This is a genomic window from Roseovarius sp. MBR-6 (genome assembly GCF_040547525.1).
Lineage (GTDB): Bacteria > Pseudomonadota > Alphaproteobacteria > Rhodobacterales > Rhodobacteraceae > Roseovarius.
In genome coordinates this window covers 320,718-340,971 of record NZ_JBEPPW010000002.1, presented here as the reverse complement: position 1 = coordinate 340,971, position 20,254 = coordinate 320,718, and the positions used below count along the sequence as shown (strand labels likewise).

Here is a 20,254-nt window from a genome sequence, read left to right as displayed (position 1 = left end):
CCATGTCAAATGACAAACTCGCCTTTGTGCGCTCTCACATGCTGCCCGAAGCGCCGCCGCCGGCGGCCGAGACGGGCGCAATAAAATGGCTGCGGGAGAACCTGTTCTCCTCGGTCGGCAACTCGGTCCTGACGCTGGTTTCGGCCTATGTCGTGGTCATGATCGTGATCTCGGCGGCACCTTGGTTCGTCAACGGCATCTGGGACAGCCCGAGCCTCTCGGCCTGCCGCGAGATGCTCGACGGGCGAACGGGGGCGTGCTTTGCGGTGCTGACCGAACGGTGGAACCAGCTTCTCTTCGGGTTCAAATATCCGCCCGAGCTTTACTGGCGGCCGACGCTGGCCTTCGTCTTGCTGTTCATCGCCGTCGCACCGGTTCTGTTCCTGAAATACCTGCCGCGTCAGATGCTGGTCTTTACCGGGCTTTACCCGTTCATCGCCTATTGGCTGATCTGGGGCGGGACGGTGCTGGTGCCGATAGCGGCCCTCGTGGGCGTCCTGGCGGGCGCTTTGGTCTATCGCCGGATGCTAACGGTCAGTGCCGGTGTCGCGGTGCTGGCGGGCTTTGTCGCGGCAATGGTGGTCTGGTGGGCAGCGGGCTTTGTCACCACGCCGATGGAGGGGGTCATGGCGCTCGAGCCGGTCGCGTCGCGCGACATGGGCGGGTTCATGATCAACCTGATGCTGGGGGTGATCTGCGTGTCGCTGTCACTGCCGATCGGGATCCTGCTGGCGCTCGGGCGGCAATCTTCGATGCCGATCATCAAGTGGATCTGCGTCGTGTTCATCGAGTTCATTCGCGGCGTGCCGCTGATCACGCTCCTGTTCGTGGCCAACGTGGTGCTGGCCTACTTCCTGCCACCCGGCACGACGTTCGACCTTATCCTGCGGGTGATCATCATGATCACGATGTTCTCTTCGGCCTATATCGCCGAGGTGATCCGGGGTGGCCTCGCGGCGCTGCCGCGCGGACAGTATGAGGCGGCGGACAGTCTTGGCCTTGATTACGCACAGGCGATGCAGTTCATCATCCTGCCGCAGGCGCTCAAGATCTCGATCCCCGGCATCGTCAACGTGGCTGTGGGCCTCTTCAAGGATACCACGCTCGTCTCGATCATCTCGATGTTCGACATCGTCGGCATGATCCGGGGGCCGATCCTTGCCTCGACCGAATGGAACGGGGTCTATTGGGAGCTGTTCGGCTTTGCCTGCCTGCTGTTCTTCATCGTGTGCTACGGCATTTCGCAATATTCGCAATGGCTGGAGCGTCAGCTTCAGACCGATCACCGGTAAGGAGGGCCCTCATCATGGCCGCAGAAACACAAATGCAGGTCTCCGATCAGGTCGCGGTCGAGATCACCAAGATGAACAAATGGTATGGCGCCTTCCACGTGCTGCGCGATATCGACCTGACCGTCTATCAGGGCGAGCGGATCGTCATCGCGGGGCCCTCGGGTTCGGGGAAATCGACGCTCATCCGCTGCATCAACGCGCTGGAAGAGCATCAGAAAGGCTCGATCACCGTGGATGGCACGGTGCTGTCAAACGACATCAAGAACATCGACCGGATCCGGTCGGAGGTGGGCATGGTGTTCCAGCACTTCAACCTTTTCCCGCATCTCACCATTCTGGAGAATTGCACGCTGGCCCCGATCTGGGTGCGCAAGACGCCCAAGCGCGAAGCCGAGGAAATTGCCATGCATTTTCTCGAAAAGGTGAAGATCCCGGAACAGGCCGACAAATACCCAGGCCAGCTTTCGGGCGGTCAGCAACAGCGGGTGGCGATTGCCCGGTCGCTCTGCATGAGGCCGCGGATCATGCTCTTTGACGAGCCGACATCGGCGCTCGATCCCGAGATGATCTCGGAGGTGCTCGACACCATGATCGAGCTTGCCGAAGAAGGCATGACCATGCTCTGCGTGACGCATGAGATGGGTTTTGCGCGCAAGGTGGCGAACCGGGTGATCTTTATGGATCAGGGGCAGATCGTGGAGCAGAACGAACCCGAAGAGTTCTTCAACAACCCGCAATCGGAACGCACCAAGCTTTTCCTGAGCCAGATTCTGGGTCACTGACACCGCGACAGACCGCAATACCGCCCGCGCCCGGCACCTGTCGGCGCGGGCTTTTTCGTGGCGGAAAACCCGGCTAGAACATGCGCGAAACCGCGCCGGAGACCCGCCCCATGTTCACCACCACCCTGATTGCGCCCGTGGGCGCGCTGTCGCCCGCGCTGGCCGAGGCGCTGCGCAATGCCTGGGGCGGCGGCGATCTGCGCTGGCTTGCGCCTGATGAGGCGGCAGAGTTCGACATGGCAGAGGTTCCCGGCAATCGCTGGGACATCTGGGAAGAATTGCAGCGCGCGCGCGTCGATCTGGTCGTGCAACCCGCTGAAGGGCGCGCCAAGCGGATGTTGCTGGCCGACATGGACAGCACCATGATCCGCGAGGAATGTATTGACGAGCTGGCCGAGGTGGCGGGCGTGGGCGCGCATGTGCGCGCGATCACGGCGCGGGCGATGAATGGCGAGCTTGATTTCGAGGGGGCGCTGATCGAGCGCGTGGCCCTCCTGCGCGATCTGCCCGAGACGGTCATCGGCGAGGTTCTGGCGCAGCGCATCACCCTCATGCCGGGCGGCCCCGCCCTGATTGCCACGATGAAGGCGCACGGGGCCTATTGCGCGCTGGTCTCGGGCGGGTTCACCGCGTTCACGCAGGCCATCGCGGCGCGGCTCGGCTTTGACGAAAACCGCGCCAACATGCTCCTGGCCCAGGGCGGGCGGCTCATTGGCGATGTGGCGCGCCCCATCCTTGGACGCGATGCCAAGGTGCGCGCGCTGGACGAGATCACGGCGCGGCTGGGGATCACGGCGGGCGATGTGATCGCGGTCGGCGACGGGGCCAACGATCTGGGGATGCTGGCGCGCGCGGGCGCGGGCGTGGCGCTCCATGCCAAGCCGAGTGTCGCGGCAGAATGCGATATCCGCATCAACCACGGTGACCTGACGGCGCTGCTCTACCTTCAGGGCTATTCCCGAGAGGTGTTCGTTAACCCGGCTTGTCCTTGAACGTCGCGGTCGTTTCAGGCATCGTGTGATCAGCCGCGACAACAAATCCTGGGGGGATCTGTTGTAAAGGGCACATGAATGGCTGAGGTCGAGCTTTTCCTCACCGGCGATCAGATTGGCACGTTTTCAAGCGTATCGACGAGCGGGAACAGCAACGGGATGAAGGTGACCCTGCAAGGGGTCCAGACGCTTGGCAGTGCAACGGATGTGTTCCGCATCGTGGTGCGGCAGGTGAATAACGGAGACACGCTGTTTTCCAACGGGCAGTTCGTGGATGTTTACGTCTGGCCCGACACCGACCCGCCGTCGCCGCCGCTTTTCTCAAGCCTCAACCCGCAACATGATCAGTTTCAGGGGCGGGCCTCGTCGGGCAACCATCAGATCATCACCAACCCGGCGAATATCGTCATCGACGTGACCGGGATCACGCCGGGAACGCTGCAATACGGGCCGGGGATCAACCCGCCCCGTGATCAGCAGCTTTCATTTGAAACCTTCCCGCCCGATCCGCCGGTCTTTCCCTGTTATGCCGCTGGCACGCTGATCGAGACCGATACTGGCCCTCTGGCCATCGAGGCGATCCGGCCCGGCGATCTTGTGCGCACGCTCGATCACGGGCTGCAACCGGTTGTCTGGAGCGGACGTCGCACCGTGCCGGGGCGCGGTGCCATGGCCCCGGTCGAGATCACGGCGGGCGCGCTTGGCAACTGGCGCGATCTGGTGGTCTCGCCGCAGCACCGGATGCTGATCGAGGGCTGGCGCGCCGAGGTCCATTTCGGGCAGACGCAGGTTCTGGCCGCGGCGCTGCATCTGGTCAACGGGCGCACCATCCGGCAGGTGCCCCGATCACGGATAACCTACGTTCACCTTGCCTTCGAGGCGCATGAGGTGATCTTTGCCGAAGGTATCCCGAGCGAGAGCCTGCATCTGGGCGCGATGGCAACCGGAACGCTCGACGCCGCGCAGCGTGCCGAGATCGACGCGCTGTTTCCCGAACTGGCGGGGACGGAAGAGACAGGAAGCACGGCGCGGCGCTGTCTGCGACGATGGGAAAGCGCGCTTGTCGCCTGACGGGATACCGGGGCGCCATCGCGCCCCGGCGGCAAGGGTCAGCCCTCGCTTGGCGGCAGGATGCCTTCGGATTGCGCGGCGCTCACCTCCTCGGGGCTGAGCGCACCGTCGGCGTTGCTGTCTGCGCTCAGGAAGGCATCGGCCGACAGGCCGGGCAGAGCCTCCTGAAACTCTGCCATCGAGACATAGCCATCGCTATCGCCGTCAAGCGTGTCGAAATCGGCGGCAAGAGCGGCCATGGGCAGGGTGAGGGCGATCATGGTCGCGGTCAGGGTGCGTTTCATGGTCATGACGTTTTCTCCTTCGGTTGCGGGGGCTGTTGCGCCCCCGTGCGGAGAGACTGTCCCGGACCGTATGCCGTGTCTCGGGGATGGGGCGGAGAGGCGGGATTGACGCGGAAGAACGCCGGAATACACGTCTTGGTTGAGCGTTCTTCCGCCGCCAAAACAGCCTTGGCCACGGACCGCCGAGCGCGACGGTGTCTTTGGGCAGGGCAGCGCCGGAAAAGCGCCGGCGACCGCGATCGGTCAATCCCTGCCGATGGGACGTTCAGGCCAGGGCGGTGGCGGGACGAATCGCACCGGTCTCGATCCCGCGCCAGTTGGTGATGGGCGCATTGCGGAACTTGCGCGCGGACGGATGATCGGGGTCGAGCACACCAAGCCGCACGAGAATCGAGGCAATGGCGCATTCCGCGCCGCGCGTCCCGCCGTCGATGATCTTGAGCGCGACGCCCATCTTGCGCTCGGGCAGGATGGCGATGAAGAACGCCTCGGCCCCGGTCTTGAGAGCGACCGGCTCGGAACAGGCGCGCATCAACTCGGTGCAGGCGCGCCCCTCGCCCGCGACAAGATCGGGATGGGCCACCATCGCCTGCCAAAGCCTGCGGGCGGCGCGCTCCTCGACCGTGTCCTCGGAGGCCGCCGCATACCATGCCATCGCGCGCGCCATGGCCTGCAATGTGGTGGCCGGATTGGGGGCGGAACAGCCGTCGATGCCATAATAGGGCGAGGTCTCACCGGTTGTCATCTCGAACGCCTCCATCACCGCGCGCTGCACAGGGTGGCCGGGGTCAACATAGTCTGGCCCGCCGCCAAGATGCCGGTTGAGGGTCAGAAACCCCGCATGCTTGCCCGAACAGTTGTTGTGAACCTGACAGGGCGCGGTGTCCGAGCAAAGCAGGGCCTTGTGTGCCGCCGGGTCGGAGGGCATATGCGCGCCGCAGCGGAAATCCGCATCGGCAAGGCCAAGCCCATCGAGCCAGCGGGTGACACGATCGGTATGGATCGCGGCCCCGCTATGCGAGGCGCAGGCCAGAGCGAGTTGCTCGGTGCCGAGCCCGTGCGCATCCGCCGCGCCCGAGGTCAGGAGCGGCAGCGCCTGGATCATCTTGGCCGAGGACCGCGGCAGCACCACCTCTTGCGCGTTGCCCCAGGCCTCGACGATACCGCCCGAGGCGTCACAGATCACCGCGTGTCCCAGATGCACGCTCTCGGGCTGCGGGCCGCGCCAGATTTCGGTGAGGGGGACAGCTTGGGTCATGTGCGGGCTCCGGGGCGAGCGGGGGCAGGCCGGGCGGGCGAAAATCCGCCAATTCCACCTTTCACTTCTCGCCTGTTTCAGGATAATGTTGCATCGTCGAGTAGGAACAGGTCGCATAAAACAACGATCCCGTAAAGGGCGACGCGCGACCGAAGATATTGAGGCACGGACGGCTTGGAGGCTGGACAATGATAGCACGGATTGCGGCAGGACTCGCTCTGGCCGGAGCGATAGCGACGGGCGTGGCAGCGCAAGGCACAAGCACGAACCAGGTGGCCACCAGCACGGCATGGAGCGTGTTCGAGGAATCCGACCCGCGCGAATGCTGGGCGGTCTCGGCCCCGACAGAGACGGTCAATACCCGTGACGGGCGTGTGGTCGCGGTGCGGCGGGGCGATATCCTGCTGATGACCTTCTTTCGCCCCGGTGCGGGTGTGCAGGGGCAGGTGACCTTTACCGGCGGCTATCCCTTCGCCCCCGGCTCGACCGTGAACATGCGCGTCGGCGACGAGGGATACGAGCTTTTCACCGAGGGGGAATGGGCCTGGCCCGCCAGCGCCGAGGATGACGCGAAAATCCTTGCCGCGATGAAACGCGGGGTCGATGCGGTGCTGACCGCGCGCTCGGCGCGCGGCACTCAGACCAAGGATACGTTCTCGCTCCTTGGCTATACGGCAGCGGTGGACGAGGCCGAAAAGCGCTGCAAGTAAGCGCTTATCGCAGCACCTTTCCTTCGGGCCAGTTCATCCGCGTGTTCAGCGTGATGGTGCGCCGTTCCCCTCCGGGCAGTTCAAAACGCCAGCCGAGCACGCCGCGCCTGTCCTCGACATCCTTTTCGTCGGGCGGCGGTGAGGCTTCCCATGTGATGCGCAGGTCGGTCTGCTCGGAGACCGGCACGCGGTCAAGCAGATGGACCGGCCAGGCGGTGCCGGTCAGGTTCTCGACCGCGATCTCCACCTCCTCGCGCGCCTCCGTGGCGCGGGTGATGAGGCCACGGTCGCCCTCAATGCGCTCCCGGACCACGCGCGACAGGCGCAGCCCCTCGATCGGGCCAAAGGACAGATCCGCCTCGTCGCCCCCCGCCACCAGCGGCAACCAGCGTTGCCCGGTATAGCGCCCGTCGAGATAGAACCGCGCCTCGGGCGTGGGCAACAGCACCTCCTCGGCCGGGATCGTGACGCGCGCCAGAAGAAACGCCGTCTCGTCCAGCAGCGGAACGGCGCGGGCCGTGATCCCGGCCTCTGCGTCGAGAGGCGGCAGCATCAGGCGGACGCGATCAGCCCCGGTGGCCACATTGACCGGCGCGGGATAGGCATAGCTTACGGCCAACCCGTCGAACTCCGGCTGTGCCATGTCGGCGGCTCCCTCAAGCATGGGCGCGGACATCATCACCACGCCGTCGGCCTTCATGCGCGGCATCGGGGCGATCTCTTCGGGATCGACAAGGCGCGGGATCCACGGCCAGACATCTCCCGGCGCGCCCTGTTCCGAGGGGCGGCGGGTCGAAAGTGTCATCTCCACGTCGCGCCAGTTCTCGCCGGTATGCTGATGCACGAAGGCCCCGCGCTCGATGCGCAGCGCACCGGTCTCGCGGGCAAGGTGCAGATCATAGAGCGGCTGCCAGCCCGCGTCGGGGATGGTGTAGGTCACGTGAAGCATCCCCTCGGTCGCGGTCTCGGCGGTGACGCTGACGGCGAGCATGGCGCGCGCCTGTGTCTCGGGCACAAGCGCCTTGAGCGCCTGCTCGGCGCGGGCCAGCTCCTGCATCAGATCCGCGAGGCCGCGCTCGGCGGCCTCGGCCCGGCGGGTGGCCTCGGTGCTCTCGCGGCGTGCGGCAAGCGTTTCGGCACCGATCATGCCCGCCAGATCGCGCAACGCGTCGGGGCCGAGGGCTGCCAGCCCGTCGCCCTGCCCGATGCCGTCGAGAAAGGCGATGCGCGCGCTCGCCGCCTCGGCCTCGAGGCGGATGTCGGCGATACCGGCGCGGGCGTCGCGCAGTGCGTCTTGCAGGCGCTCCACCTCGGTTTTCGCAGCCATGTAGGCCTCGCTCTCGGTCTCGGGGCGGGGCGGGACATAATCGCTGCGCGTGCTGACGCCGCCCATCCGCGCACCGCCAATCGTGACGCGGATCGCTGCAAGCGGCGTGCTCCGGGGCAGGTCGGCGAGGATCAGGTCATGCGCGCCTTTGGGCATGGCAAAAGGCACCTCGCGGGTGACGCTGGCACCTTGCGGATAGAGGGTGACGGCGCTTACCCGGCTGGTGAGGGGGATGTCCTCGGCCAACGCGGCAAAGGGCAGGCAGGCAAGGCAGAAGATGAGGGCACGCATGGGGAGGCTCCTGAAAATCGCACGATGGCACTCTCGGGCGGGAGGCGGCCATGCGCAAGCGGGCGCGACCCGCTTGCGCGAATTAACGCCGTTTTTACCCGATTCGGGATGTGATGGGGTGATGGAACGGGTCGAGATGAAAATGCCGCAGGAGTTGCTGCACGCTGCCGCAAGGCTAGCGAAGGAGCGCGATGTGACCGTCGGGCAAATGATACGCGACCTCCTGGCGCGCGAAATCTCGCGGGCATGCAATGCGAGGCCGCCCATCCGGGCGGATGAGCGGCTCGTCGCGCCCTTGCGTGCGCGCCTCGCGGGGGATTTGGCGGGCGCGCGGAACTGGCGGGAACTGCAAGCGCGGCTGATGGCAAAAGGCTACGCGCTGCGCGCCGCGGGTGGCGGTCTGGCGCTGCATGACTGGCCGGATGATCGGCGGCTGTGCAAGGCGTCAGAGCTTGGCTTCAGCTACAGCCGCCTGATGCGTCGGTTCAAAGCGCCCTTTCCCGGCCACCCTCATGGTTGGCTGGCCGAGCGGATGCTCTCGGAAACGCAATCGGGCGCACCGCAGGGCGCGCCCGACGAGGACATGATCATCGAGGAGGATCAGCCTTTCTTCAATACCCGCTGACCCAGCGTCTCGGCGATCTGCACCGCGTTGAGGGCCGCGCCCTTGCGCAGGTTGTCGGAGACGCACCAGAGGTTCAACCCGTTGTCGATGGTGCTGTCCTGCCGGATACGACTGATGAAGGTGGCGTAATCGCCCACACATTCGATGGGCGTGACGTAACCGCCCGGCTCGCGCTTGTCGATCACCATGACGCCGGGCGCCTCGCGCAGGATGTCGCGCGCCTCGTCCTCGTCGAGGAACTCCTCGAACTCGATGTTGATCGCCTCGGAATGGCCGACAAAGACCGGCACGCGCACGCAGGTCGCCGTCACCTTGATTTTCGGATCGATGATCTTCTTGGTCTCGACCACCATCTTCCACTCTTCCTTGGTCGAGCCGTCCTCCATGAAGACGTCGATCTGGGGAATGACGTTGAAGGCGATCTGCTTGGGGTAGACCTTCGCCTGGTAATTGTCGGTCGGATTGTAGACGGATTTCGTCTGGTCCCAAAGTTCGTCTATCGCCGCCTTGCCCGAGCCCGAGACCGATTGATAGGTCGAGACCACCACGCGCTTGATCCGGGCGCGGTCATGCAGCGGCTTGAGCGCCACCACCATCTGCGCGGTGGAGCAGTTGGGATTGGCGATGATGTTTTTCTTGGCATAGCCCAGAACCGCCTCGGGGTTCACCTCTGGCACGACAAGCGGCACGTCCGCGTCGTAGCGGTAGAGCGACGAGTTGTCGATCACGATACAGCCCGTCTTGGCCGCCTTGGGGGCGTAGATCTTGGTCGCGTCCGAGCCGATGGCGAAAAGCGCAATATCCCATCCGGTGAAATCGAACGTATCCAGATCCTTGGTCTTGAGAGTTCGGTCGCCAAAGCTCACCTCGGTGCCAAGCGACCGGCGCGACGCCAGCACGGCGATCTCATCGACCGGAAACTGGCGCTCGGCCAGGATGTTGAGCATTTCGCGGCCCACATTGCCCGTGGCGCCCGCGACGACGACCTTGTAACCCATGATGTTGCCTCCAGTGCGGGGTTGCGGGGGCGTCATACAGGCAAGCGGCGCGGGATAAAAGCGGTTTGCTCAGTCGAGGCTGTCGCGGCTGAAGCGATGGAGTGCGAGACCAGGCGCCAGCACGCCCGAGAAAAGCGCGACACGGTGAAAGCCGGACAGAAAGTTTGCGGCGAAACCCCTTGAGCATGCGCGTCGGTTCTGGGCCTGTCAGCCCGTGCCGCTCAGTCCTTTTCCCGTGCCTTGTCAAGCGTGCCCCGGGTGATGGCAATGATCGTTATCAGCGTCAGCGCCCAGAAAAACCAGGTGATCGGCCCGCGCAGAAGGATATCGGGTGTGCCCCCGGACATCAGCATCGACTGGCGGAAGTTGTCCTCGAGCAGAGGGCCAAGGATGAAGGCAATGAGAAAGGGCGCCGCAGGGATATGATACCGCGACATCAGGAAACCGACCCAGCCCATCACGAACATCACGCCCACGTCAAAGATGCTGTTGTTGACCGCGAACACCCCGTAGATGCACAGCACCAGCACAATCGGCATGAGAATGCGCTTGGGGATGTCCGCCACGGGCTTGAAGCCGCGAATGGCCAGGCTGCCCACGATGAACAGCAGGCCCGAGGACAGGATCAACCCGATGAACAGCCCATAGATGATATCCACATTCATCACGAACATCATCGGTCCGGGTTGCAGCCCGTGGACCATGAACGCCCCGATGATGATCGCGGTGATCACGTCACCGGGGACGCCAAGCGCCAGAAGCGGGATGAGGGTGGCACCCGCCACGCCATTGTTGCCCGCCTCCGAGGCGGCGACGCCCTCAATCTCTCCCTTGCCGAAATTTGCCTTGTTGGGCGACGTGCGCCGCGCCTCGGAATAGGACAGAAACGCCGCTGGAGCAGCCCCGATGCCGGGGATGGATCCGAGAAAGACGCCAATGAAGCTGCCACGCAAGATGGACCGGAAGCAGCGGCGATAATCGGCGACTGTCACCCATTTGCTGCCAAGAGTCCGGACCTTGCCCACATGGCCCGTCGGGTTCCAGACCGTGTTTATCACCTCTGGAATGGCAAACAGGCCGATCAGAACGGCGATGAAATTCAACCCGCCCATCAGGTTCGGGTTGCCGAAGGTAAAGCGGTTCGTGCCATAGACCAGGTCAAGCCCGATCGTGGCCAACAGCAGCCCCAGAAGCGCCGAGAGCGCGCCGCGCAGCAGGCTTTCGCCCGAGACGCCCGCGATGATGGTCAGCGAGAACAGGATCAGTGCAAAGAATTCCGGCGGGCCGAAGCTGAGCGCGAAGGAGGCAAGCCAGCCAGCCAAGAGGATCAATGACAGGTTCGAGATCACATCCGCGGTGCAGGACGCCCAGAGCGCCATGCCCAGAGCGCGCCCGGCCTCGCCGCGCTCGGCCATCGGGTGACCGTCCAGGATGGTCGCCGATGAGGCGGGCGTGCCCGGTGTCTTGATCAGGATGGCCGGGATCGAACCGCCGAAGATACCGCCCTTGTAGACACCCAGAAGCAGAAGGATGCCGTTGACCGGTTGCATCGGAAAGGTGAAGGGAAGCGCCAACGCCACCGCCATCGTCGCCGAAATCCCCGGTATCGCACCGCCAATCACGCCGATCACGATGCCGATGGCAAGCGCGAGAAAGGCGTCGACATTGCCGACCAGCGCAAAGCCCGCCATCACGTTGTCGATCATGCTCATGGCAGCCTCACATAATCGCCTTGCGGAATGGCGATGCCGGCGACATGGGCGAAAAAGCCATAGAGCAGGACCGGGACCGCGACGGCGCAGACCAGCGCGGTCTTCGGGTGGCGCGTCCGGGCCAGAAAGGCGAGGGCGAGAAACGCCGGGATCGACACCCAGACCATGCCGAGGCGCGGCAGCAACCAGAATGTCGCAATCATCAGCCCGGCCAGACCCGTCAATCGGAGCAGGCCCGCGCGGGGGGCGTCGATGGGCGTGTTGGCGGGGCCGCGGTCATGCGGCGTGCTGCGGCTGACCACAAGCAGGCCAAGCCCCACAAGCCCGGTCAGCCCGGCGACGATACTGGGCCAGAACCGGGGCGACAGCACGATGTTGCGCATATTGCTGGGCGAGGAAATCCAGTGGGGAATGGCGTAGAGGATCAGGAAGAGGCAAGCGAGGCACGCACCGATGCCCAGTTGGAATTGTATTGCGCGTTTGCTCACCCTGACCCTCCCCGGCCGCCGTCGCGATCAAGCATGTTGCGGACCCTGTCAGCCCTCGATCCGCATCCCCAGTTTATCGACCAACGCGCGGAAGGTCTCGTATTGCCGTTGGATAAAGGCGCCCGCGTCCTCGGGGCTCATGACCTCGATCACCGAACCGCGCGCTGTCATCTGTTCGACGAAGGTCTCGTTTCCGGCAGCCTCCGCGATCCATTCGCCCCATTTTGCGGCGATGTCGTCGGGCAGATCATCTGGCCCGGCAATGCCGGTCCAACCCACAAGCTGCGTCAGGTCGGGCCTGCCCAGAGACCTGGCCGAGGGCACATCAAAGCCCGGCACCGGCTCGTCTGTGGTGACCATCAGCGGCTTGAGCTGGCCATTGGCCACGAAGCTCGCCAAGGCCGACGTATTGGTGCAAATAAACGTCACCGTTCCGTTGAGCACCGCGGTCGCCGCCTCGCCGCCGCCTTTTTGCGGAATATGCGTGGCCTTTTCCAGCGGGTCCGAGACGCCGAACTCGTCAAGCACGAATACCGCCGCCAGATGCAGCATGGAACCGACGCCGGACGAACTGTAGCTGGTGCCCTCGCTTTCGGTCAGCGCCACCAGCTCTTCCATGCTCTCGATCCCGGAATCGGGGCGCACCGCACAGGCGACGGGGTTGATTTCATAGACGGTGACAAAGCGGAAATCGTCGAGCGTATAAGGCAGCGTTTCCTTCATCGCAGGGTTGACGGTATGCGAGCCGACGCGGGCGAACAGCATGGTGTAGCCGTCGGGCTTGGCGTTTTGCACCGCAACCGAGCCGGTCGCCCCGCCAGCCCCGGTGATGTTGGACATCACAAGCGGCCGGCCCACGGCCTTGCCCAGAGGCTCGGCGATGCTGCGGGCGGAAATGTCGGTGGCCCCGCCGGCGCTGTAGGGAATGACCATGTTGATGGGACGTTCGGGATATTCGGCGAAGGCCGCCGTCGCGCCAAGACTGGCTCCGAGGGCAAGCGCGCTCGCTAGTGCTTTGGCAGTCATGTTCCTCTCCTGTGCTTTGTTGATCTTGTGTTGCGGAGCGTAACGTTCGCCGATCATCGTGCAATGCCGAAAACGGCCGCCGCAGAGATCAGCCCTGTCGTTTTGCTCCCCTTTAGGGGAAAACTTATCCCTCCCTCCCCTGTGACCGCACGCCGTAGCCCGACACGGTCCGATGCGGCGCGGGTTCGGTCGCGCATCTTGCGAACGGTTGCGAGCCACATGGATTATGTATTAACCTTAAGAGATGCTTAACCTAAGTGATATTATTTTACATAAATTGACGTAAAATCTTACAAAAGGAGTATCGGCATGTCTATCCGGCGTCTGCGGACCCTGATTGCGGTGGAGGATCACACCACGTTCAGCGCGGCAGCGGATGCGGTGTTCGTGACCCATGCGGCCGTCAGCCAGCAAATGCGCAGCCTTGAGGAGGAATGGGGCGTGGCCCTGTTCGACCGCTCGCGGCGCACCCCCGAACTCACCCCGGCGGGCCGGGCCTTTGTTGCGCGCGCGCGTGAGATCGTGCGCGCCTATGACGGGATCGTGCCGTCGGTTCTGGGTGACGAGGGGTTTCAGGGCGAGATTTCGCTCGGGGCTGTGCCGATGACGCTGACCGGTCTCACGCCGCTGTCGGTGCGCCTTCTGAAGGACAGCTACCCGGATCTGCATGTGCGGATCTTTCCCGGCATGACCACGCCGCTTGTCTCCGAGGTGGATCGCGGTGCGCTGGATGCGGCGATCCTGTCGCGGCAGGGCCCGATGCTGCCGGATATGGAATATGCCGATGTGGCCGCGGAACCGATGCATCTGCTGGCCCCCGAGACCGCCGAGAGCGCTGATCCGCTGGACTTGCTGGCGCACTATCCGTTCATCCGGTTCAGCCGTGACGCGGTGGTGGGCAGCCTGATCGACAGTTGGTTGCGCGAGAGCGGCATCAAGGTGTCGGTCACCATGGAACTGGAAGGGCTGGAGGCGATCGCCAGCATGGTGTTGGCCGGGTTGGGCGTGTCGATCGTGCCCGCGCGCTGCGTGCGCGGCTTCAACCCGTTGCCGCTCAAACGCCTGCCGCTGCCTGATGGCGCGCCGGTGCGGGTTCTGAGCCTTGCGTGGCGGCGCGACAATCCGCGCGTGCGGGTCATTCAGGAGATCCACAAGGCCCTGCTTGGCGCGGTGGCGATCGGCGTATTCACCCCGGCCACGAAAGCGGCGGCGCGATGACCCCCGAGGTCGTGGCGTATGTGATTGCCGGTGCCGTGGCGGGCGGCCTGATCAACGGGCTTGCCGGGTTCGGCACGGCGCTTTTCGCGCTCGGGTTTTTCCTGATCGTGATGCCGCCCGTGCAGGCGGTGGCGATTGTGGTGGCGCTTTCGGTGGTGACCGGGTTGCAGGGGATATGGGTGGTGCGCCATGCGATCACGGCGCGGCCCGCGCGGCTCATGCGGTTTCTGATGCCCGCCCTTGCCGGCATCCCGCTGGGGGTGGTCATCCTCGGCATGATCGACGCGCGCACGCTCAAACTGGTGATTGCGGGGATGTTGCTGCTTTATGGCGGCTATTTCTCGCTGCGCGCGCGTCTGCCCCGGTTCGAGCGCCCGACACCGGTTCTGGATATGCTCGTGGGGTTCGCGGGCGGTGTTCTGGGCGGCGCGGCCGCGCTCTCGGGGGCGCTGCCGATGATGTGGTGCGCCCTGCGCCCCTGGCCCAGACACGAAACGCGCGCGGTGCTGCAACCGTTCAATGTGGCCGTTCTGGCGGTGACGATGGTGCTGCTGGCGTTCCGGGGCGCGTATACACGCGAAACACTGGCCTATCTGGCGATTGCCTTGCCGGCGTCCCTGCTGGCCGCACAGATCGGCATTGCGGTGTTTCGCCGCCTGACGGATGCCGCCTTTCGCCGCCTGCTGATCGTGATGACATTCGTGTCAGGTGCCGTGCTTTTGCTGCGGGACCTGTTTTAGCCGATCACCTCGTCAGAGCGGTCATCCGTCTCGCCATAGCGTTTGAGCGTCGCGGGGCGCGTGCCCTCGTAGACCCGTGCGAGGTTCTGCGCGATCTTGGCGTTCTCGCGCTCGAAGAGGCAATTTCCCTCAAGATCAGAGGCCACGATGAACGGTCCCATCCTGTTGCAGCGAATGACCCACATCGCCTGCGCCAGACCCAGTTCCTCTTGCCAATGCACCGCCTCGACCTTTTCGATGCCTCGGCCCAAAAGCGCACCGGTGCCATAGCCCACGGTCGAGAGGTAAATCGCGCCATTGGGCACGAAATAGGCTTTGTAATCCCTGGACGACATACCGCCCTTGCCGATGATCAGCCTGGCGCCGGTCTTGGCCATCCATTCCGGCAACCATTTGGCAAACCGGAAAGAGGCGGTGGCCGTGACAGCCCCCATGTTGAAAGACCCATCGGGGCGAATGGCAGCGGCGGGAGAGCAATGGAAATTCGCGGCACTCTGGCTGGGCAATTCCAGCGGGATATTCGCCTTTTCCTCCAGTGCGCGCATGTAGACGCCTTCGCGCGCCGTATAGAGCAACCCGTCGAGATAGACGATATCGCCAAGGCGCAGTTCGGCCAGTGCCTCTGGCGTGGGCGTGGTGCTCAGGCGGATTTCGCGGGGTTTGGTCATTCGGCGGCCTCCTGCGCGCCGCCCGGCCACTCGACGGTTTCACGGCGCTGATAGGGGGTGAACCAGTCGGGGTCGGTGCGGTATGCGACGCGTCCATCAGGATAGAGGCGCGCCACGGCCCGACGGGACGACAGGCAAAAGGCATGCACCGACATCTGCATGCCCCCGGTATGGCAATAGCCCACCTCGATGTTGCAATTGATCACCATGTTCTTGCCGACAAACCCCATGGCCCCCATGCCGATGGAGTTGCCCAGATCCTTGAACTCCCTCTCCAGCGCCGCAATTTTCGGGTCCGGGTTCTCGCTGCCCACGACGCGCAGGCAGGCGGCGCGCTTGCCCAGCACCATACAGGTATCCTTGGAGCCCCCGAGGCCGATGCCGATGATCGCCGGCTGACAGGCCAGCCCACGCTTGCCAAAGGCGACAAGGCTGTCGAGGTAAAACCGCTTGATCCCCTCGATCCCGTCGCTTGGGAACAGCATCCGGTAATCGGTGCCGAAAAGCCCGCCCTTGTGCACGGTGATGAGGTCGATCCACTCGCCCTCCGGCTCGAACCCGTATTCGATTTCGGGCGCGCCGATGCCGACATTGTTGTTGTGATCGGTGCGCCAGAGCGGATGCACGCGGTTGGGGCGCAGGGGCACATCATAGGTCGCCTTGGCCGTCGCCCGCCGCAGCGCGGATTCGAGCGCGACCGGCCCGCCTTCTATCCGGGCCTCGTTGCCCATTTTCACATACCAGCGCGGACAGCCGGTATCGCCGCACATCGCGCGCCGGTCCTCCTTGGCCGCCTTGTAATTCTCCAGCATGGCCTGAAGGACAAAGGACGACAGATCGCCATCCTCGGTCTCGGCCGCAGCCTCAAGGCCCAAAAGGTAATCCTCGGGAATTTCTATGGCCGCCTTGTCCATCAAGGTTTCGGCGGTGCTCTGGATGAGGTCGATCGGGATCATTGCGCTCTCTGCTCCTCAGTATTTCGATCGTCTGCCCAACCCAGAAAAGAGCGCCAATCGACATAATCCGCAAGCGCGTCAAAGTTATGCGTATCAATCACGCGACCCTTGCGAAGTTCTTTTTTGCATGCCGCTATATATGTCCTTATCGCCTTAATAATTTCCTCGTTAGTTTCCTCACCCCATAGCTGTTCTTCAGGCGCTAGCTTGAAAGTTTGCCATGTAAAAAGCTTCTTTCTTGTTAATCCTACTCGACTCTTCTCAGCGGAAAAAAATTCACCGCGGATTTGAGAGCCGAGAAAGTGTAGCTTTAAGTAACCAATGATCTCATTGAAACTCCAAGGGCCGTATTTCTCGTAAAAACGCTGTTCACGCCATTCGCGATTGCGCCGCAACATTTCCTCCGAAGGATCGAGACGCCTCATACACATTTCCACGCGCTTTGATATTTCGATATCTCGGCGTCGATAATACCCCTTTTCACTGATACGATAGACGGGCAAATCACAAAAATACTTCATCATTGCGCGGCCACCAGTGTTTCGGGCTCCTTCTCGGGAAGGATCGTCTCGCCGGGGCGGATGATGGTGAATTGCACCGGGTCACGGCGCACGGTCGGATCGCGGCCCGTCTGCGTGATCACGGTATAATAGGACGCATCGAGATCGCCCTCGTCGGGGAAATCCTCGCGGTAATGCGCGCCGCGTGAGTTTTCGCGGGCAAGGGCTGCGAGCGTGATCGCCTCGGATACATCGCAGAGCGAGCGCAGGTTGAGCCAATCGTGCCATGTGAGATTGAAGGCCAGATTATCGCCCGCGACGCCGACATCCATCAGCGCATCGGAAATCTCGGCAACGCGGCTCAAGCCACGCTCCATTCCCGTGGCGGTGCGCAGGACGCCGACATCCTCCCACATCGCTTCTTGCAGGGCGGTGCGCAGGGGATGGACCGGCGCGGGCGGGCGCGTGAGGGGATGCAGGGCGCGGTCAATTTCGGCCTGCAACACCTCTGGGCAGGGATCGCGCAGCGCGCCCATGGCGCGGATATCCGCGCCCATCACATCGCCCGCCACCCCGCCATAGACGGTGGAATTGGCCACGCCATTGCCGCCCAGACGGTTGGAGCCATGCGCGCCGCCTGCATCCTCTCCGGCCACGTAAAGCCCCTCCATCGCCGTGCGGGTTTCGGGGTCGACCACCACGCCGCCCATGAAATAATGCGCGGTCGGCACCACCTCCACCAGACCACCGGCCAGATCAAAGCCGCTATCGGCGCAGCGCTTGACCATGCCGGGGAACCTGGCGCGCACGTTGTCGGGGCCAAGATGGGCCATGGAGATAAAGACGCCACCATTCGCAGACGTGTTGTTCTTGCGCATCTCGGAATAGATGGCGCGGCTGACCACGTCGCGGGTGGCGCGTTCGCCTTTCGGGTCATAGTCGAACATGAAGCGGTTTTCCGCGCCGTTCAGAAGCTGACCGCCTGCGCCGCGCAAGCCCTCTTCCAGCACGGTGCCGGTCATGCGGGTGTGGTCCCCTGCCAAGAGGCCCGTGGGATGGAACTGCACCATCTCCATATCGCGCAATTCCAGCCCCGCGCGCAGCGCCATGGCAAGACCATCCATCGTCTTGTCACCCGAGGGCGTGTTGTATTTATACATGGTCGGGCCGCCACCCGTCGCCATCAGCACCGTCTTGGCGCGCACCAGCCGGAACCCGCCCGTGCGCATGTCGATGAAGAGCACGCCCGCGAGCGCGCTGCCGTCGCGGGTGGGAATGAGGCCAATGGCGCGGTGTTCCTGTAGCTTGTCGACGGGCCGCGCCAGAACCTGCTCCATCAACCGGCTGATGATCTCGATGCCCGTGAGGTCGCCCTTGTGCACGGTGCGGTCGGCGGTTTGCCCGGCGAACGCCTTTTGGTGCAGGCTGCCATCGGGGTTGCGGTCAAAGAAACAACCGATTTCATTCTCAAGCTCGTGGATGCGCACCACCGCCTGTTCGCAGAGCTTCCACGCCATATCCTGATTGGGCAGCCACTTGCCGCCCCGGATTGTATCCATGAAGTGCCGCTCGACCGTGTCGCCGTTCCCCAATGCGACGTTGTAGCCACCCTGCACCATGCGCGTGCAACCGCATTTCCCAATAAGGCCCTTGACGGCAATGGTGATCCGCGTGCCCGCAGGTGCCGACTGCTGCGCATGGAGCGCCGCGAACAGCCCAGCGCCGCCGGTGCCGATGATCAGAATATCCGTGTCGTGCCGGTCGATATGGGTCATCAGATCGCCCTCAGGAAAAACGTGCCAGAGAGAAAGAGCGCCACGCCCACCGCCCCCGCCGCCAATGTTTTCTGACGGTCAGACCATGGCAGGAATTCGAGCGCCATGAGGCGCAGGCCGCCGAACATATGGACGGCAAGCAGAAAGACGAGGCCGAATTCGGCAATCTTCACCAGCGGGTTTTCGGCAAAGGCAAGAAAGCCATCAAGCCGCGCAGGTGCAGTGATCGCTTGCGACAAGAGCCAGAAATGCACAGGCAGAAAGAGTGCAAGCGCCAGACCCGAGAGGCGGTGCAGCACAAACGCTAGCCAGAGAGGGTGCGACCGGGGCGGCTGTTTCATGGCAGTGTCACTGCGAAAACGGCGCTGAGACCAAGGGCGAGAAGGGCCGCACAAATGCCCCATGTCAGCACGCTTAGGGCGACGCCGCGCAGGCGCAGCCATTCATGTGCGATGACACGCACCCCGATGGCGGCATGGATGGAGACCGCAATAACAAAGGTGCCGTAAAACAGGAACCACAGGAGACTGCCTTGGGTGCGGCCAAGGATTTCCGCCGTGCTGAGCCCGCCCTGAATGGCGTAGATCATCACCGCGATATGTCCAAGGACCAAGGGTGCCATCACCAGCGCGCTCAGGCGTTGCGCCATGTAGAGCCGCAGATCAAGCATCGCGTTTCCCCCGCAAGGCCGCCTTGACCGTTTCCCGCTTTAACCCCGCAATCGCGCGCATCGGGTTCAAACCGTTGGGGCAATACTGCGCGCAACTGCCCATCGAGTGACAGTTATGACAACCGCCCTTGCCCGAGACCGCCGCCAGAATACCCGGCCGGTCTGCATCACGACTGTCGTTGAGCAGGGTCCAGGCGCGTTGCAATGCGGCGGGTCCCAGATAATCGGGGTTGCCTGCCACCGTGTCACAGGCGGCGTAGCAGATGCCGCAGTTGATACATTCGATGCCAAGATTGGCCTCGGCCCGGTCTGGCGCGTCCGGCTTGATCGGGTCAAACTCTTCCAGCCGTCCGCGTGTCGGATGATGCCGCGCCTCGGCGGCGACCCATTTGCCAAAGAACGGGTCCATGTCCGTCGCCAGATCCTTGATCACCGGAAGGTTGCGCAGGGGCGCGATGTCGAGCCGCCCATCGCCCGCAACGCGGCTGACGTGGGTGCGGCACGTCCAGCGCGGCACGCCGTTGACCATCATGGCGCAAGAGCCGCACATGCCCACGCGGCAGGCAAAGCGATAGCTGAGCGTCGGATCGGCCATCTGCTGGATCCACGTCACCACGTCCAGAACGGTCTGGTTGTCGCGGGCGGGCACCTGAAAGCGGTCATGATGAACATGATCCGCCGTGCCGCGCTGGACGGTGACGTCCAACATGTCGTGATCTGTGCTCACGGGCGGGCCCCTTGGCTGCTGCGCTGACTACAGGACCGAGTGTAATTATCAGGCCAGCTAACCAAAAGGAATAAAATCTAATGGTTATTGTAAGCCAGGATTTCCATACTCATGGCAAAACACGAAAGCCATTCCCTGGCTCCG

22 protein-coding genes are annotated in these 20,254 nt (G+C 63.7%); 8 read left to right on the top strand and 14 right to left on the bottom strand.

The window, feature by feature from the left end:
* Positions 1-2: 2 nt before the first annotated feature.
* The 4 genes from ABIE57_RS04050 to ABIE57_RS04035 all read left to right on the top strand — a co-directional run bounded on the left by ABIE57_RS04050 (position 3) and on the right by ABIE57_RS04035 (position 4,137).
* The gene (locus ABIE57_RS04050; RefSeq protein ID WP_354537715.1) at positions 3-1,292 is read left to right on the top strand and encodes an amino acid ABC transporter permease; all 1,290 of its coding nucleotides are present in this window, start codon (positions 3-5) and stop codon (positions 1,290-1,292) included.
* 14 nt (positions 1,293-1,306) lie between these two features.
* Positions 1,307-2,074 carry an amino acid ABC transporter ATP-binding protein gene (locus ABIE57_RS04045; RefSeq protein ID WP_354537714.1) on the top strand — a complete coding sequence of 256 codons (768 nt, stop codon included), beginning with the start codon at positions 1,307-1,309 and terminating at the stop codon, positions 2,072-2,074.
* Between the two features lie 110 nt (positions 2,075-2,184).
* Positions 2,185-3,066: a phosphoserine phosphatase SerB gene (gene serB / locus ABIE57_RS04040; RefSeq protein WP_354537713.1), complete on the top strand. Its 882-nt coding sequence runs from the start codon at positions 2,185-2,187 to the stop codon at positions 3,064-3,066.
* A gap of 78 nt (positions 3,067-3,144) precedes the next feature.
* Positions 3,145-4,137, top strand: a complete 993-nt coding sequence (locus ABIE57_RS04035) for a Hint domain-containing protein (RefSeq protein ID WP_354537712.1) — start codon at positions 3,145-3,147, stop codon at positions 4,135-4,137.
* 38 nt (positions 4,138-4,175) lie between these two features.
* Here ABIE57_RS04035 and ABIE57_RS04030 read toward each other — a convergent pair whose 3' ends face one another.
* Together ABIE57_RS04030 and ABIE57_RS04025 are read right to left on the bottom strand one after the other, a co-directional pair.
* Complete coding sequence (locus ABIE57_RS04030; protein ID WP_354537711.1) at positions 4,176-4,427, bottom strand: EF-hand domain-containing protein; 252 nt, start codon at positions 4,425-4,427, stop codon at positions 4,176-4,178.
* Between the two features lie 259 nt (positions 4,428-4,686).
* Positions 4,687-5,679: an asparaginase gene (locus ABIE57_RS04025; RefSeq protein WP_354537710.1), complete on the bottom strand. Its 993-nt coding sequence runs from the start codon at positions 5,677-5,679 to the stop codon at positions 4,687-4,689.
* Between the two features lie 188 nt (positions 5,680-5,867).
* Here ABIE57_RS04025 and ABIE57_RS04020 point away from each other — a divergent pair, with 188 nt between their 5' ends.
* Entirely contained in the window at positions 5,868-6,389 is a 522-nt protein-coding gene (locus ABIE57_RS04020; RefSeq protein ID WP_354537709.1) for an invasion associated locus B family protein, read from the top strand.
* A 4-nt stretch (positions 6,390-6,393) separates the two neighbouring features.
* Here ABIE57_RS04020 and ABIE57_RS04015 read toward each other — a convergent pair whose 3' ends face one another.
* Positions 6,394-8,007, bottom strand: a complete 1,614-nt coding sequence (locus tag ABIE57_RS04015) for a DUF4139 domain-containing protein (RefSeq protein WP_354537708.1) — start codon at positions 8,005-8,007, stop codon at positions 6,394-6,396.
* Between the two features lie 121 nt (positions 8,008-8,128).
* On the opposite strand from ABIE57_RS04015, the gene ABIE57_RS04010 reads away from it, so the two are divergent.
* Positions 8,129-8,632 (top strand): hypothetical protein, encoded by a 504-nt coding sequence (locus ABIE57_RS04010; RefSeq protein WP_354537707.1) that lies wholly within the window; start codon positions 8,129-8,131, stop codon positions 8,630-8,632.
* Here ABIE57_RS04010 and ABIE57_RS04005 read toward each other — a convergent pair.
* From ABIE57_RS04005 to ABIE57_RS03990, 4 genes are all read right to left on the bottom strand, one after another.
* On the bottom strand, positions 8,608-9,630 hold the full coding sequence (locus ABIE57_RS04005; protein ID WP_354537706.1) for an aspartate-semialdehyde dehydrogenase: 1,023 nt from the start codon (positions 9,628-9,630) through the stop codon (positions 8,608-8,610). The genes ABIE57_RS04010 and ABIE57_RS04005 overlap by 25 nt on opposite strands.
* Before the next feature lie 221 nt (positions 9,631-9,851).
* Positions 9,852-11,342, bottom strand: a complete 1,491-nt coding sequence (locus ABIE57_RS04000; protein ID WP_354537705.1) for a tripartite tricarboxylate transporter permease — start codon at positions 11,340-11,342, stop codon at positions 9,852-9,854.
* Positions 11,339-11,830 carry a tripartite tricarboxylate transporter TctB family protein gene (locus tag ABIE57_RS03995; protein WP_354537704.1) on the bottom strand — a complete coding sequence of 164 codons (492 nt, stop codon included), beginning with the start codon at positions 11,828-11,830 and terminating at the stop codon, positions 11,339-11,341. Before ABIE57_RS03995 ends, ABIE57_RS04000 begins: the two co-directional genes overlap by 4 nt.
* Positions 11,831-11,878: 48 nt before the next feature.
* On the bottom strand, positions 11,879-12,856 hold the full coding sequence (locus ABIE57_RS03990; protein WP_354537703.1) for a Bug family tripartite tricarboxylate transporter substrate binding protein: 978 nt from the start codon (positions 12,854-12,856) through the stop codon (positions 11,879-11,881).
* A 309-nt stretch (positions 12,857-13,165) separates the two neighbouring features.
* On the opposite strand from ABIE57_RS03990, the gene ABIE57_RS03985 reads away from it, so the two are divergent.
* Together ABIE57_RS03985 and ABIE57_RS03980 are read left to right on the top strand one after the other, a co-directional pair.
* Positions 13,166-14,074: a LysR family transcriptional regulator gene (locus ABIE57_RS03985; RefSeq protein ID WP_354537702.1), complete on the top strand. Its 909-nt coding sequence runs from the start codon at positions 13,166-13,168 to the stop codon at positions 14,072-14,074.
* Entirely contained in the window at positions 14,071-14,814 is a 744-nt protein-coding gene (locus ABIE57_RS03980; protein WP_354537701.1) for a sulfite exporter TauE/SafE family protein, read from the top strand. The genes ABIE57_RS03985 and ABIE57_RS03980 overlap by 4 nt, the downstream gene beginning before the upstream one ends.
* Here the strand turns inward: ABIE57_RS03980 and ABIE57_RS03975 are convergent.
* The 7 genes from ABIE57_RS03975 to ABIE57_RS03945 are packed head-to-tail and all read right to left on the bottom strand — an operon-like array spanning position 14,811 to position 20,092.
* Complete coding sequence (locus ABIE57_RS03975; RefSeq protein ID WP_354537700.1) at positions 14,811-15,482, bottom strand: fumarate hydratase C-terminal domain-containing protein; 672 nt, start codon at positions 15,480-15,482, stop codon at positions 14,811-14,813. The two genes, ABIE57_RS03980 and ABIE57_RS03975, sit on opposite strands and share 4 nt — an antisense overlap.
* Positions 15,479-16,438 (bottom strand): fumarate hydratase, encoded by a 960-nt coding sequence (locus tag ABIE57_RS03970; RefSeq protein WP_354537699.1) that lies wholly within the window; start codon positions 16,436-16,438, stop codon positions 15,479-15,481. Before ABIE57_RS03970 ends, ABIE57_RS03975 begins: the two co-directional genes overlap by 4 nt.
* Positions 16,435-16,962, bottom strand: a complete 528-nt coding sequence (locus ABIE57_RS03965; RefSeq protein WP_354537698.1) for a hypothetical protein — start codon at positions 16,960-16,962, stop codon at positions 16,435-16,437. The genes ABIE57_RS03970 and ABIE57_RS03965 overlap by 4 nt, the downstream gene beginning before the upstream one ends.
* Positions 16,959-18,713, bottom strand: a complete 1,755-nt coding sequence (locus tag ABIE57_RS03960) for an L-aspartate oxidase (protein WP_354537697.1) — start codon at positions 18,711-18,713, stop codon at positions 16,959-16,961. Before ABIE57_RS03960 ends, ABIE57_RS03965 begins: the two co-directional genes overlap by 4 nt.
* Positions 18,713-19,054, bottom strand: coding sequence for a succinate dehydrogenase, cytochrome b556 subunit (gene sdhC / locus ABIE57_RS03955; RefSeq protein WP_354537696.1), 342 nt, complete (start codon positions 19,052-19,054; stop codon positions 18,713-18,715). Before sdhC ends, ABIE57_RS03960 begins: the two co-directional genes overlap by 1 nt.
* The gene (locus ABIE57_RS03950; RefSeq protein WP_354537695.1) at positions 19,051-19,383 is read right to left on the bottom strand and encodes a succinate dehydrogenase; all 333 of its coding nucleotides are present in this window, start codon (positions 19,381-19,383) and stop codon (positions 19,051-19,053) included. The genes sdhC and ABIE57_RS03950 overlap by 4 nt, the downstream gene beginning before the upstream one ends.
* Complete coding sequence (locus ABIE57_RS03945) at positions 19,376-20,092, bottom strand: succinate dehydrogenase/fumarate reductase iron-sulfur subunit (RefSeq protein ID WP_354537825.1); 717 nt, start codon at positions 20,090-20,092, stop codon at positions 19,376-19,378. The genes ABIE57_RS03950 and ABIE57_RS03945 overlap by 8 nt, the downstream gene beginning before the upstream one ends.
* Between the last annotated feature and the right edge of the window lie 162 nt (positions 20,093-20,254).

Bases quoted from the DNA above. Each gene is read 5' to 3' on its own strand.
- ABIE57_RS04050 (WP_354537715.1), top strand. From the start codon at position 3: ATGTCAAATGACAAACTCGCCTTTGTGCGCTCTCACATGCTGCCCGAA.
- ABIE57_RS04015 (WP_354537708.1), bottom strand. From the start codon at position 8,007: ATGCGTGCCCTCATCTTCTGCCTTGCCTGCCTGCCCTTTGCCGCGTTG.
- sdhC (WP_354537696.1), bottom strand. From the start codon at position 19,054: ATGAAACAGCCGCCCCGGTCGCACCCTCTCTGGCTAGCGTTTGTGCTG.
- ABIE57_RS03960 (WP_354537697.1), bottom strand. From the start codon at position 18,713: ATGACCCATATCGACCGGCACGACACGGATATTCTGATCATCGGCACC.
- ABIE57_RS04000 (WP_354537705.1), bottom strand. From the start codon at position 11,342: ATGAGCATGATCGACAACGTGATGGCGGGCTTTGCGCTGGTCGGCAAT.
- ABIE57_RS03985 (WP_354537702.1), top strand. From the start codon at position 13,166: ATGTCTATCCGGCGTCTGCGGACCCTGATTGCGGTGGAGGATCACACC.
- ABIE57_RS04020 (WP_354537709.1), top strand. From the start codon at position 5,868: ATGATAGCACGGATTGCGGCAGGACTCGCTCTGGCCGGAGCGATAGCG.
- ABIE57_RS03990 (WP_354537703.1), bottom strand. From the start codon at position 12,856: ATGACTGCCAAAGCACTAGCGAGCGCGCTTGCCCTCGGAGCCAGTCTT.
- ABIE57_RS03975 (WP_354537700.1), bottom strand. From the start codon at position 15,482: ATGACCAAACCCCGCGAAATCCGCCTGAGCACCACGCCCACGCCAGAG.
- ABIE57_RS04035 (WP_354537712.1), top strand. From the start codon at position 3,145: ATGGCTGAGGTCGAGCTTTTCCTCACCGGCGATCAGATTGGCACGTTT.
- ABIE57_RS03950 (WP_354537695.1), bottom strand. From the start codon at position 19,383: ATGCTTGATCTGCGGCTCTACATGGCGCAACGCCTGAGCGCGCTGGTG.
- ABIE57_RS04045 (WP_354537714.1), top strand. From the start codon at position 1,307: ATGGCCGCAGAAACACAAATGCAGGTCTCCGATCAGGTCGCGGTCGAG.
- ABIE57_RS04025 (WP_354537710.1), bottom strand. From the start codon at position 5,679: ATGACCCAAGCTGTCCCCCTCACCGAAATCTGGCGCGGCCCGCAGCCC.
- ABIE57_RS03965 (WP_354537698.1), bottom strand. From the start codon at position 16,962: ATGATGAAGTATTTTTGTGATTTGCCCGTCTATCGTATCAGTGAAAAG.
- serB (WP_354537713.1), top strand. From the start codon at position 2,185: ATGTTCACCACCACCCTGATTGCGCCCGTGGGCGCGCTGTCGCCCGCG.
- ABIE57_RS03980 (WP_354537701.1), top strand. From the start codon at position 14,071: ATGACCCCCGAGGTCGTGGCGTATGTGATTGCCGGTGCCGTGGCGGGC.
- ABIE57_RS04010 (WP_354537707.1), top strand. From the start codon at position 8,129: ATGGAACGGGTCGAGATGAAAATGCCGCAGGAGTTGCTGCACGCTGCC.
- ABIE57_RS04005 (WP_354537706.1), bottom strand. From the start codon at position 9,630: ATGGGTTACAAGGTCGTCGTCGCGGGCGCCACGGGCAATGTGGGCCGC.
- ABIE57_RS04030 (WP_354537711.1), bottom strand. From the start codon at position 4,427: ATGACCATGAAACGCACCCTGACCGCGACCATGATCGCCCTCACCCTG.
- ABIE57_RS03970 (WP_354537699.1), bottom strand. From the start codon at position 16,438: ATGATCCCGATCGACCTCATCCAGAGCACCGCCGAAACCTTGATGGAC.
- ABIE57_RS03945 (WP_354537825.1), bottom strand. From the start codon at position 20,092: ATGTTGGACGTCACCGTCCAGCGCGGCACGGCGGATCATGTTCATCAT.